Annotated in this window: 12 protein-coding genes, 1 tRNA gene and 1 pseudogene; 12 read left to right on the top strand and 2 right to left on the bottom strand. The window is 32.9% G+C overall.

The genetic code is table 11. The annotated features are described in order from the left end of the window. Positions 1–6 precede the first annotated feature (6 nt). Positions 7–1,821 (bottom strand): glycosyltransferase family 39 protein, encoded by a 1,815-nt coding sequence (locus tag MEFER_RS02520; protein ID WP_015791060.1) that lies wholly within the window; start codon positions 1,819–1,821, stop codon positions 7–9. Between the two features lie 177 nt (positions 1,822–1,998). Between MEFER_RS02520 and MEFER_RS02515 the strand changes: the two genes are divergently transcribed. From MEFER_RS02515 to MEFER_RS02505, 3 genes are all read left to right on the top strand, one after another. Beyond that, on the top strand, positions 1,999–2,196 hold the full coding sequence (locus MEFER_RS02515; protein ID WP_015791059.1) for a 4Fe-4S dicluster domain-containing protein: 198 nt from the start codon (positions 1,999–2,001) through the stop codon (positions 2,194–2,196). 114 nt (positions 2,197–2,310) lie between these two features. After that, positions 2,311–3,117, top strand: coding sequence for a GTP cyclohydrolase III (locus MEFER_RS02510; protein ID WP_015791058.1), 807 nt, complete (start codon positions 2,311–2,313; stop codon positions 3,115–3,117). 58 nt (positions 3,118–3,175) lie between these two features. Next, positions 3,176–3,889 carry an MJ0144 family RNA dihydrouridine synthase-like protein gene (locus tag MEFER_RS02505; protein WP_048056409.1) on the top strand — a complete coding sequence of 238 codons (714 nt, stop codon included), beginning with the start codon at positions 3,176–3,178 and terminating at the stop codon, positions 3,887–3,889. Here MEFER_RS02505 and hemA read toward each other — a convergent pair. Continuing rightward, positions 3,886–5,058 (bottom strand): glutamyl-tRNA reductase, encoded by a 1,173-nt coding sequence (hemA, locus tag MEFER_RS02500; RefSeq protein WP_015791056.1) that lies wholly within the window; start codon positions 5,056–5,058, stop codon positions 3,886–3,888. The genes MEFER_RS02505 and hemA overlap by 4 nt on opposite strands. 218 nt (positions 5,059–5,276) lie before the next feature. Between hemA and MEFER_RS02495 the strand changes: the two genes are divergently transcribed. The 9 genes and pseudogenes from MEFER_RS02495 to MEFER_RS02455 all read left to right on the top strand — a co-directional run bounded on the left by MEFER_RS02495 (position 5,277) and on the right by MEFER_RS02455 (position 11,882). Continuing rightward, on the top strand, positions 5,277–6,524 hold the full coding sequence (locus MEFER_RS02495; protein WP_048056294.1) for an ABC transporter substrate-binding protein: 1,248 nt from the start codon (positions 5,277–5,279) through the stop codon (positions 6,522–6,524). 106 nt (positions 6,525–6,630) lie between these two features. Further along, entirely contained in the window at positions 6,631–7,389 is a 759-nt protein-coding gene (locus MEFER_RS02490; RefSeq protein WP_015791055.1) for an ABC transporter ATP-binding protein, read from the top strand. Between the two features lie 2 nt (positions 7,390–7,391). Beyond that, positions 7,392–8,105, top strand: a pseudogene (locus MEFER_RS02485) (branched-chain amino acid ABC transporter ATP-binding protein). Positions 8,106–8,130: 25 nt separating this feature from the next. Then, positions 8,131–9,045, top strand: a complete 915-nt coding sequence (locus MEFER_RS02480) for a branched-chain amino acid ABC transporter permease (RefSeq protein ID WP_015791054.1) — start codon at positions 8,131–8,133, stop codon at positions 9,043–9,045. Between the two features lie 17 nt (positions 9,046–9,062). Then, a complete protein-coding gene (locus MEFER_RS02475; RefSeq protein WP_015791053.1) occupies positions 9,063–10,100 on the top strand; it encodes a branched-chain amino acid ABC transporter permease in 1,038 nt (345 codons plus the stop codon). Positions 10,101–10,266: 166 nt separating this feature from the next. Further along, positions 10,267–10,355, top strand: a tRNA-Ser gene (locus tag MEFER_RS02470). Positions 10,356–10,422: 67 nt separating this feature from the next. Beyond that, on the top strand, positions 10,423–10,875 hold the full coding sequence (locus MEFER_RS02465) for a 30S ribosomal protein S13 (RefSeq protein ID WP_015791052.1): 453 nt from the start codon (positions 10,423–10,425) through the stop codon (positions 10,873–10,875). A gap of 39 nt (positions 10,876–10,914) precedes the next feature. Further along, positions 10,915–11,469: a 30S ribosomal protein S4 gene (locus MEFER_RS02460; protein WP_015791051.1), complete on the top strand. Its 555-nt coding sequence runs from the start codon at positions 10,915–10,917 to the stop codon at positions 11,467–11,469. A 23-nt stretch (positions 11,470–11,492) separates the two neighbouring features. Beyond that, positions 11,493–11,882 (top strand): 30S ribosomal protein S11, encoded by a 390-nt coding sequence (locus tag MEFER_RS02455; RefSeq protein WP_015791050.1) that lies wholly within the window; start codon positions 11,493–11,495, stop codon positions 11,880–11,882. Positions 11,883–11,887 lie beyond the last annotated feature (5 nt).

Here is an 11,887-nt window from a genome sequence, read left to right as displayed (position 1 = left end):
AAAAAATTATTTGATATTTATCTTATATAGAGCGGCTATTTTCTTTCCATTGTATGTATAATTCCAAACCTCTACCAGATATTTATTTAAATCTGGCTTCCATGGATTTGTAAAGTTATAATAGTTTTGTGGTGAAATTACAAGTATGTGGAACTTTCTAACATTATCATACCTTGTAGAAGGGTCAACCCAAAAATACATTGGAATGTATTTCACTCCATATTTATCCAAATACCTCCTATTTTCCTCTGTGTCATAGGTCATTAAAGGGTCGTACATTCCCACCAACCTACCATATTTATCAAATTGAAACTCTGAATTAATCCAATAATAATCCCAATACAAATAAGATACATTATATTTTTTTATTAACTCCAATTTTTTCTTTGTATCATTCCCATACAAAATTATTGCCGCGTCCATATCCCTCTGAGGTAAGTTGATGTAAGGGTCGTTTTGGTGAGCCCATCTATTAACCATAACCTTCCTTCCACTTATAGAGTTTATAGCAAAGCTTAACTCCTTTGTTGATAAAATTACATCATTTACATCAGTATTTTTTAACAAATAATGTTGTAAAGATACATACATTTCAGGCATTGGATGTTTTCCAACATTTGCCCATCTATCATTATTTACATAATTAACAAATGCGTAGGTAGAGTTTGCAAATAATACAATGAATAATAAACCAAATATTACAACTTTTTTATTTAACTCATTTAAGTTGTACCTCTCCATTATATAATTCAAACCATACAATCCAATAATTATTGCAGTAGCCCATAAATAAAAATTATGCATATAAGTTGGGACAAAATGCATTTTTAACAATGGTTCAGTTATAAAATAACAAAATGTGGCAAATATTGAACCAATTCCAAACACTTTTATAAATTCTTTTAATGCATCTTCTTTTGAATTATAAAATGCGTATAGTCCCATCCATACCAATATAGTATTTATAAACCCCCCAATAGAGCTGAAATTCAATAAATATGTTTTTATCATCTCAATTAAAAAACTTATTTGCACATCTAACCTTCCAAAGTCAATAACATCCATATGCAACCTATCATAAGGTCTATGTAGATGATAAATAAATATCGGCTTATACCAATAGAGCATTAATATAGGCAATGCAACAACTCCAAAAATTCCCCAATTTTTTACATTTTCTTTTAAATAACTCAATATATCATCCTTATTTTTATAAATCTCATAAATAAGGAATGTTAATATTATCAAAGTTGCTCCAACAAATGCCACCATGTGAGATAAAGTCAATAAACCATAAATTAAACCTAACAAGGCATAATAAATAATTTTCCTCTCTTTAAATGCCAAATATAAAGCAAGGATAAACAATGGAATCATAATCTGATGAGTGAATGGGGTGTATTTCAATATTGGATACGCATTTATCCCATTTGCTAAGACGACTCCAATTAGAGCAATCCAATCATCTTTAAATAATACTCTAAACAAATAAAACCATATTACACTTGCTACAACAAATATAACTAATGAAAAATAAAACATCCCCTTCATTGTGTCTAAATTAAACAAATCACAAAATTTGGCACATAGATAACCATAAACTGGAAGGTAACCAGGCATACCTCCAAGCATTGAAGAACTTTCCAAAGGATTACCTCCCTCTCTTATATGCCAAATAACACCCATCTGGTAATAGTAATCTCCACCGTATAACGGAGAAGGTAGGGATTTAAACTGTGATATCCCATTGTATTGAACATACACCCCAAGAATAATATACAAAACCAATAATAAAATTGGTATTTTATGTTTGATTTCCATAACCTCACCTCAAGAGTTATCCAAGTATTGTCAAATATTTAATTATTAATAATTGCAATATATTTAAAATTTATTAACGCTTCGTGCTCAAAGTATTCAGTAAAAAATAAATAATTTAATTAGTTATTAAAAGTTAAATTTTAATCTTTAAATGCTAAGATTAAAGGAGGGATAGAAATGAAAATAGAGATAAATGAAAACTTCTGCAAGGGATGCGATATCTGTATTGTTGTATGTCCAAGGGGAGTATTTGAAAAATCAAAAAAATTGAATAAAAGAGGAGTTTATCCGCCAATTCCAGTAAATGCTGAAAAATGTACAAAATGTAGTCTCTGCATATTACAATGTCCAGATCAGGCTATATCAGTAGAATAATTAAAATCTTAAATGCCCCATACACAAACTTTTTAATGAATAATAATAAATAAAACTAACATTAAGCTAATTAATTGCTACCACAATTAGATAAATTATAGAAGAGATGGGAAGATGATCCAAATAACAGTAATTCAAATAGACAATTACGGACCATGGACGGTTACACCAAATCCAAGAAGAGAAAGTGATTTACAAGCTCTGCAGAGCAGGTTGTATGGTGATTTAAACCTAATGTTTGGAGCTCACAAGGGGCTGGTGTTTTACACAAGATTTGACAACTTGATAGCTATAACAAACGGCATTGATTTAATCACCCACAAAAGAATTCAGGAGGGTATAAGGAATAGATATCCATTTACAGTTAGTATGGCTATTGCTTCAGCTGAAACACCTTATGAAGCTCAAAAATTAGCTACTGAAACTCTCCAAGAGCATGGAAGTGCTCAAGATGAAAATAGAAAAGAGGTTTTAGATGTTGCCAATGAGTTAGTTGTTGATGGCTACGTTCAAATTGCCCATATAGATATAAATAACATCACTGGAACTCTTACTGACATTGTAAGTGCTTATGACACTTATTTAAATGTAAATAAGATTAAATTGGCTTTGATGGAGGAGCTTTTAAAACATAATGCTTTATTGTTTTTCATAGGTGGAGATAATTTTATGTCTCCATCAAATGGAATGAGTGAAGAAGATTTCTTAGATATTTTCAACAGAATCAATGAAAAGTACAATATAGAGCTTAAGGCTGGGATAGGGATTGGAAGAACTGCTGAAGATGCTTCAAACTTAGCAGATATTGGTTTAGAAAAAATTAGGGGGAAGTTGGTTGATAAAAATGTATGTACTTTAAAGCAGGATGACTTTTTAGGGCAAAATGTATCAACTGGTAGATTGTATGGATTGCAAAGGTGATTGAACATTGAAAATTAGCAAATTAGATAAATTGGATAAAAAAGTTGTCTTAGCTCCAATGGCAGGCATTACGGATGGAGATTTCTGCAAAAAATTTAAAGATCTGTTTGCCATTGTTACAATTGGTGGCTATAATTTGGATACCTTAACTCATAAAGCTAGTAAAGATATAGAGAAAAGAGGGAGAAAGGAATTTTCCATAAATTTAGACGAATTTAACAACTATATAGTTGAGCAAATAAAAAAAGCAAGGGAAAGTGGAGCTTTAGTTTCAGTTAATGTTAGATTTGTTAATATAGATGAAGCTTACGACAAATTATTGGTTATTGCGAAACATGCTGATATAATAGAGCTTAACTGCCATTGTAGGCAGCAGGAGATAACTTCATTAGGCATAGGGCAGGAGTTAATGAAAAACAAAAACCTTCTAAAAGAATTTTTATATAAAATGAGAGGGATAAATAAGCCAGTATTTTTAAAGATAAGGTTGAATTATATACCAATAGAGGAGTTGATAAATAATTTAAACTACGTTAGAGATTACTTTGATGGATTGCATGTTGATTGCTTTTATCCTGGAAAACCTTATGCCGATTTAAACTCATTAAAAATTTTAGCAGAGGAGTTTAAAGATAAAATAATAATTGGAAATAACTCAGTTGATTCTTTGGAAAAAGCTAAAGAAATGTTAAAATACGCTGATTTTATATCAGTTGCAAGGGCTGTTTTGAAAGGCAATATTGAGTGGATAAAAAAGCTAAATACTATTTAATTGTTGTTTCCATGTTTTTTAAACTCTTTTGCTAAACACTCAAAAAACTCTCTACTCTCCACATTTTCAAATATCTTTATCATATCGTATATTATCTTTTTACATAAAGCCTTTGAGAAATCATCTAAAACTTCTTCAGCAGGTTTATTTTTATTCTTCAATATTTTTAAAGCTTTTTCAACTTCCCTCTTTCTTATATTTTCAATATATTGCCCAAGCTCTTTGACTGCAACCTCCAACTTCATTTTATCAAGGAGTTCTTTTAGATTTTCCAACTCTTCGTAAATAATTTTCTCAACCTTTGGAATCTCCTTTTTCCTCTTTTTTAAATTTTCTTCAGCTACCAATCTCAAATCATCAATTGTAAATAAAAAAACACCTGGAAGTTCTTTAATATCATCTGTTGTGTCTCTTGGGTTTGCTATATCTATTATAAATGTTTTTCCAGCATTTTTTAGTCTCTCTTTAGTTAAAATCGGATGTGGAGCTCCCGTTGCTGAGATAACTATATCTGCATATCTTAAAGCCTCTTCCAATTTATCAAATTTTACAGCTATGCCTCCAAGCTCTTTAGCTAATCTTTCAGCTTTTTCATACGTTCTATTTGCTACAATAATCGCCTTAATATTCTTCTCTTTTAATGCCTTTATAACCAAATTAGCCATTTCTCCAGCTCCGATAAGGAGGACGTTTTTTCCTTCCAATCCAAAAACCTTCTCGGCCAATTCAACTGCAGCAGAACCAATTGAAACCCCTCCTTCATTAATTTTCGTTTCAACCCTCGCCCTCTGCCCAGTATGTATTGCCTTTAAAATAATTTTCTCCAATTTTTTTGATATTTTCCCTTTCTCTTTAGCTTTTAGATAGGCATTTTTTAACTGTCCAAGTATCTGGTCTTCCCCAACGATCATCGACTCTAAACCGCATGCAACCCTAAATAAATGCTCTATAGCTTCATCCCCAACTAATATATCAAACTTCTCTAGTTTTATGTTTTCAATTCCTTTAATATCTTCTAATTTATCTGCATCGAAGATTATCTCAACTCTGTTGCATGTTTGCAGCAATATCGCATTATAAAACGTCCCATAAAATTCTTCTTCGTCCACCCTAATATTCTCCAATTCAGAAACGTTGTATTTTTTATAATCGGCTTTTAATATTATCATTCTCTCCCTGTCTGTTTTTTGATGAATTGTTTTAATTAGCATAAAAATTGGTTGTCATTAACAACTTAATGTAAAAGCTTGTTAAATATTCATTAGTTTTTATAATTTATTACTTTCTATTAAATTAATATGATAATTTTTCTTCAAACAATCTCGAAAAACTTAAATATTGTTTAATTCATAAAAAGTGGACGGTTATAAGTCTATGGGGTGGGATTATTAGAAAGGTCATTGCTCTACTATTAGGGGCTATTCTCATATCAGGAGTATTTTTATCAGGATGCACTCAAAAGCAGGAAGAGGAAAATGTTATCAAAGTTGGAGTTTTAACAGACTTATCAGGTAGCTTAGCAAGTTATGGGCTTAACAAGAAAATTGTTTGTGAAATTGGTGAAGAAAAGATAAATAAATACTTTGAAGAGAGAGGAATACCTTACAGAGTTAAGATCTACGTCGAAGATACAAAATCAGACCCAAAGGTTTGTTTAGATAAAATGCAAGCTCTTCACGCCCAAGGTATAAACTTTTACTTAGGTCCAAGGTCAAGTGCAGAAGTTAAGAATGCTAAAAACTTCGTAAATTCAAACAAACTTGTAATTATATCATCAGCTTCAACTGCACCACCAGAAATAATTGGATGCACTACACCAGAAGAGAAAAAATACATCTTCAGATTCACACCAACAGATGACTTCCAAGGAAACGCTATTGGAGATGTCGCTAAAGAACTTGGTTTAAAGAACGTTATTGTTATATATAGAAAGGATGCTTGGGGAGATGGATTAGAAAAAGCAACTGTCAAAAAATTAAAAGCTAATAGAATAAATGTTATTGATGAAATCCCTTACGACCCTAACATCGGAGATTGGAGCCCAATCATCCAAACTGCAACAGATAAAATTGCTGGAAAAGGAGCAGATACCGGGATAATATTTATTGGTTATGAAGAAGCTGCTACTCTATTAGCTCAAATAAAGGATGATTCACCGTTATTAGCTCATGTATGGATTGGATGTGATGGAACTGCAAACAGTGAAAAGATCTTGGAAGAAGTTAAAGAGAAAGCTATAAAGGTTAAGTTCTATTCAACAATGTTCAAATCAGAAACTGAAGAGGCAGAAAAGATAAAAGAAGAATTTAAGAAGAGAGGACTTGGAGAGCCAGATCAATATGCATTAAACGCCTATGATGCATTCTGGGTTGGGGCTATCTCATATGTTGAGATGTTAAATGAAACTGGTGGAAAATACAATGCTGATATATTGGCTAAGAAGATAAAAGAAAACGCAATTAAATATTCAGAAGGGCAATTTGGCATTACTCCAGTAACAGGTTACATAAAATTAAATGAATGGAACGATAGGGTAAGTGGAAACTATGGAATTTATGTTGTAACAGAAGAGGGTTGGAAGTTAGCAGGAATTTGGGACTCAACAACTAAAAAAGTTAATTGGATTAATGAATAATTCGATATTCAAAAGATTTATATACTTCTTTTTGAATTTTTAATATGGCTGTCATGTTTCAATATCTAATTTTTTGTTCTGTTTATATTTATTTTTGAGGGATAAAATGGAAATTTTGAAGACAGAGGGCATTGTGAAGTATTTTGGTGAATTTAAAGCTTTAGATAGGGTGTCAATAAGTGTGAATAAAGGAGATGTTACCTTAATTATTGGGCCAAATGGGAGTGGAAAATCTACGTTGATAAATGTGATTACAGGATTTTTGAAAGCAGATGAAGGGAAGGTTTATTTTGAAAATAAGGATATAACAAATAAAGAACCAGCTGAGCTCTACCATCACGGAATTGTTAGAACGTTTCAAACACCACAACCATTAAAGGAAATGACTGTTCTTGAAAATTTGTTAATAGGGGAGATTAACCCAGGAGAAAAACCTTTAAACGCCCTTTTATACAAAAAATGGATTCCAAAAGAAGAAGAGATGGTCGAAAAGGCTTTTAAAATATTGGATTTTTTAAAATTATCTCATCTTTATGATAGAAAGGCTGGAGAGCTTAGTGGAGGTCAGATGAAGCTTGTAGAGATTGGAAGGGCTTTGATGACAAATCCAAAGCTCATTGTTATGGATGAACCTATAGCTGGGGTAGCTCCTGGTTTAGCTCACGATATATTTAACCACGTCCTTGAATTGAAAGATAAGGGAATAACTTTTCTAATTATTGAACACAGGCTGGATATCGTTTTAAATTATATAGATCATCTGTATGTTATGTTCAATGGGAAGATTATTGCTGAAGGTAGAGGAGAGGAGATTGAAAAGGTTTTATCAGATCCAAAGGTTGTAGAAATTTACATTGGTGAGTAGTTATGATAAAAGTAAAAAACTTGAACGCTGGTTATGGAAAATTACAAATTTTATTTGATGTAAATGCAAAAATAGAAAAGGGAAAGATTACAACTGTTGTAGGACCAAATGGGAGTGGAAAATCCACATTTCTAAAAACTCTGTTTGGTCTAACAAAGATATACTCTGGAGAGATTATCTTTAAAGATAGGGATATAGCAAAAGTTCCTCCATATCAAAAAGCGAGGATGAGAATAGCTTATTTGCCACAAACAAACAACGTATTCACTAATTTAACTGTTGAAGAAAACTTAAAGATCGCCGGCTATGTGTTAGATAAAGATAAAGTTAAAGAAAGGATTGAGATAGCTTTAAATGTATTCCCGGAGCTTAAGGATATTTTAAAGAGAAAGGCTGGAACGTTAAGCGGAGGGTAGAGACAGTTCTTAGCTATGGGAATGGCATTGGTTAGGGATGCGGAGGTTTTAATGTTAGATGAGCCGACAGCTCAGCTATCTCCAAAACTTGCAGAAGTGATTTTTGGAAAAATCGTTGAGATGAGAGATAAATTTGGCTTAACAATTTTATTAGTTGAGCAAAATGCTAAAAGAGCTTTAGAAATTAGCGATAATGGTTATATGTTTGTTAGTGGTAGAGTGGCTTTTGAAGGAACCGCTGAAGAGTTATTGAATCATGAGAAATTTAAGGAGTATTCATTGGGAATAACTGCCATTTAACATAATTTAAAGATTGGTGATAGTTATGATTTTAGAAGGGGCGATTATATATTCCAACCTTTTGGTTTTATTGGCTTTAGGATTAACTTTAACTTATATAACAACAAATGTTCCAAATTTTGCTCAGGGTAGTTATGCAATAGTTGGAAGTTATGTGGCTTTAACCATGTTAAAGTTGTTTGATATAAGCCCTTATCTTTCCCTGCCAGTTCTGTTTATAGTTGGAGCGATAGTTGGTCTAATAACTTATTTGGCTTTAAAACCGTTGATAAAGAGGGAAGCTTCAGTAGAGATTTTGATGATTGCTACATTGGCAATTGATTTAGTATTGTTGGGAATTATTGGGGCATATTCTGAAATATTAAGTGTGATTGTTGGCTCCACCCAGGCAAAATTCGTTTTTGCAAATCTGGATTTTACAATATTTGGGCTTAAAGGAATTCTGTTTGTTTCAACACTGGTTATTGTAATATTATTGATTGGGCTTTACATCTTATTATATAAAACGAAGTTTGGTATTGCTTTAAGAGCTTCAATGGAAAATCCTTCCTTAGCTCAAACAATGGGAATTAATGTAGAGAGAACAAGGTTGTTTTCATGGATTCTTTCTGGAGCTTTGGCAGGAGTTGCTGGAGGACTTTTACCATTCATGCAGGAAATTGTTCCGGCTACTGGAGATTTAATTATAATTTCAATATTTGCTGCAAGTATTGTTGGAGGATTGAGGCATATAAGTGGAGCTTTAATTGGGGGCTATATCATTGGAATATCTGAGAGTTTAATAACTTATTATTTATCACTGGCATTTGGAACTGGATTTTTAGTTTATGGAAAGGTCATTTCATTAATTATGATGATAATAACGCTTTTAGTAGCTCCTTATGGGATTACAGGAGTTGATTGGAAGAAAGTTAGGAAAAAATACCTTTCCATAATTTAATTTTGAGGTGAAAAATTATGATTATTGAACTAATTTCACTGATTTTATTATGGTTTGGGATATATTACATTGTTTCATTATCTTTAAACATGGAATTTGGTTATGCTGGAATCCCTAACTTTGGAAAAGCTTTATCAGTATTGGTTGGAGCTATCGCAGTTGGAGGGATTTTAAATAGGTTGTTAATGCTATATTATGGTGTTGGAGGAGGGTTAATTGAGGGAAGTACTTATGCAACATCTATGATAAATGATTTAATTGCCTCAAATCCAATAGTAGGGATTGGGATTTTAATATTGACCATAATATTAGCTTCAATCCTTGGATTTATAGTTGGAGCAATTTTTATCCTCCCAAGCGCTAAGTTAAAAGAAGATTATTTGGGTGTTACATTATTAGCTATAAGCGAAACTGTGTTTTTAGTTTGTACTTACAACCTAAATATAATTGGAGGTTATTATGGGGTTTCAACACCTGACATCTTAGCGTTTGTATCTGGGGAGTATAGGGGCTGGGTATTCACGGGAATAGTTTTATTCATTGCATTTTTAGCTTATTTGTTCTTTGAGAGGTTGTTAAATACACCATTTGGTAGGATATTGAGGGCGATGAGGGAAAATGAAGATACTGTTAAAGCTTTTGGTAGAGACATAATGAGGTTGAGAATAAAAACAGTTGCCATTGGCTCTGCGGTAGGGGCAATTGCTGGGGCTTTATATTCATTATATACTGTAAATATTGTAGCTAATGCATTTACAAGGGTTGAATGGACATTTTTCCCATTTTTGATGATTTTATTGGGAGGAAAGGGGAATAATAAAGGTGTGGCTCTGGGAGTTTTATGCTATGTTATAGTTAAGGTGTTATTGGACGTTTATAAATACAACTTAAAATATTCCCTGAATATTCCATTTGAGCCTGTTTGGCTCTCCTATATGTTATTTGGAGTTTTAATGCTTCTCATCCTGTATTATAAGCCATCTGGTTTAATCCCTGAAAAACCAATCATAACTCTGCCAATGAAAAAGAAAATAATGGAAATTAGTGGTAAATGAAGTAAGCAAAATTTTTAAATTTTTGATTATAATTTATTTTTGAGGATTAGGTATATATACCAAAGCATCCAATTATAAACCAATCATTAAAAACCGAAAATATTATATAACTATACGTACATTATCATAAACATGACCATTTATATAAAAATGAAACACGTTTAGAGCGGAGGTAGCCTAGCCCGGCCAAGGCGTGGGACTGGAGATCCCATGGGGCTTTGCCCCGCGGGGGTTCAAATCCCCCCCTCCGCGCCACTTCTTTTTATTTTTTAATTATTTACTATAAAACACGAATTATGGAGGTGCAACCTTGACCGAGAATATGCAAAATCCTGAATTTAAATACTTAATTAGAGTTTCAAGGACAGATTTAGATGGAAACAAGAAGTTAATAATGGCTCTCCAGGACATCTACGGTGTTGGAGAGGCAATGGCAAGAGCTATTGTAAGAGTTGCTAAATTAGATCCTGATAAATTAGCTGGTTACTTAACAGATGAAGAAGTTAAGAAAATTGAAGAAATATTGGCAGACCCTGCTAAATTTGGAATCCCATCATGGATGTTTAACAGAAGAAAGGATTACGTTACTGGAGAAGACAAACACGTTATTGAAAGTGATTTAATGGTTGTAAAACAGGAAGATATAAACAGATTGAAGAGAGTCAGATGTTACAGAGGTATCAGACACGAGCTTGGATTGCCATGTAGAGGACAAAGAACAAAGAGTACATTTAGAAGAGGACAAACAGTTGGAGTTTCAAGAAGAAAGAAATAAACTAATTAAAACACTTAAAAAATTTCTGAAGGTGATTAGATGGGAGATCCAAGGAGAAGATTTAAAAAGACATACGAAACACCAAACCATCCATGGATTAAGGAAAGAATTGAGAGAGAAAAAGAGTTATGTAGAAAGTATGGTTTAAGAAGAAAGAGAGAAGTTTGGAAAGCAGAAACAATTTTGAGAAAATACAGAAGGCAGGCAAGAAGATTGATTAGCGACAGAACAGAGCAAGGGGCTAAAGAGGCAGTTCAGCTCTTCAACGTATTGAAAAAATACAACATATTAAAAGTTGAAAACCCAACATTGGATGACGTTTTATCATTAACAGTTGAAGACATTTTAGAGAGAAGATTACAAACACTTGTATTTAGAAAGGGATTGGCAAGGACACCAAGACAAGCAAGACAGTTAATAGTCCATGGACATATAGCAGTTAACGGGAGAGTTGTTACTGCTCCAAGCTACTTGGTAACAGTTGAAGAAGAGGACAAAATTACTTATGCTAAAAACTCCCCATTCAATGATGAAAACCATCCAGAAAGAGCTAAAATCGTTGGATTAGTAGAGGAAACACAAGAGACCGAATAAAAATTATAATAAGGTGAAACACTATGGCAGAACAGAAAAAAGAAAAATGGGGGATTGTCCACATTTATTCATCATACAACAACACAATAATTCATGCAACAGATATTACAGGAGCTGAGACAATTGCAAGAATCTCTGGTGGGATGGTTACAAGAAACCAGAGAGATGAGGGTTCACCTTACGCGGCAATGCAGGCAGCATTTAAATTGGCAGAAATGTTAAAGGAGAGGGGAATTGAAAACATTCACATAAAAGTTAGAGCTCCAGGGGGAAGTGGACAGAAAAACCCAGGACCTGGAGCTCAAGCTGCAATTAGAGCTTTAGCAAGAGCTGGATTAAGAATTGGAAGAATTGAAGATGTCACACCAGTTCCACACGATGGAACAACACCTAAGAAGGCTTTCAAAAAGTAAAGGTG

Origin of the sequence: Methanocaldococcus fervens AG86, from assembly GCF_000023985.1 — an archaeon.
Classification (GTDB): Archaea; AGJL01; Methanococci; order Methanococcales; family Methanocaldococcaceae; genus Methanocaldococcus; species Methanocaldococcus fervens.
This window is presented reverse-complemented; position numbering and strand designations above follow the sequence as displayed.

Bases quoted from the DNA above. Each gene is read 5' to 3' on its own strand.
- MEFER_RS02515 (WP_015791059.1), top strand. From the start codon at position 1,999: ATGAAAATAGAGATAAATGAAAACTTCTGCAAGGGATGCGATATCTGT.
- MEFER_RS02455 (WP_015791050.1), top strand. From the start codon at position 11,493: ATGGCAGAACAGAAAAAAGAAAAATGGGGGATTGTCCACATTTATTCA.
- MEFER_RS02475 (WP_015791053.1), top strand. From the start codon at position 9,063: ATGATTATTGAACTAATTTCACTGATTTTATTATGGTTTGGGATATAT.
- MEFER_RS02520 (WP_015791060.1), bottom strand. From the start codon at position 1,821: ATGGAAATCAAACATAAAATACCAATTTTATTATTGGTTTTGTATATT.
- MEFER_RS02510 (WP_015791058.1), top strand. From the start codon at position 2,311: ATGATCCAAATAACAGTAATTCAAATAGACAATTACGGACCATGGACG.
- hemA (WP_015791056.1), bottom strand. From the start codon at position 5,058: ATGATAATATTAAAAGCCGATTATAAAAAATACAACGTTTCTGAATTG.
- MEFER_RS02460 (WP_015791051.1), top strand. From the start codon at position 10,915: ATGGGAGATCCAAGGAGAAGATTTAAAAAGACATACGAAACACCAAAC.
- MEFER_RS02480 (WP_015791054.1), top strand. From the start codon at position 8,131: ATGATTTTAGAAGGGGCGATTATATATTCCAACCTTTTGGTTTTATTG.
- MEFER_RS02465 (WP_015791052.1), top strand. From the start codon at position 10,423: ATGCAAAATCCTGAATTTAAATACTTAATTAGAGTTTCAAGGACAGAT.
- MEFER_RS02490 (WP_015791055.1), top strand. From the start codon at position 6,631: ATGGAAATTTTGAAGACAGAGGGCATTGTGAAGTATTTTGGTGAATTT.
- MEFER_RS02505 (WP_048056409.1), top strand. From the start codon at position 3,176: ATGGCAGGCATTACGGATGGAGATTTCTGCAAAAAATTTAAAGATCTG.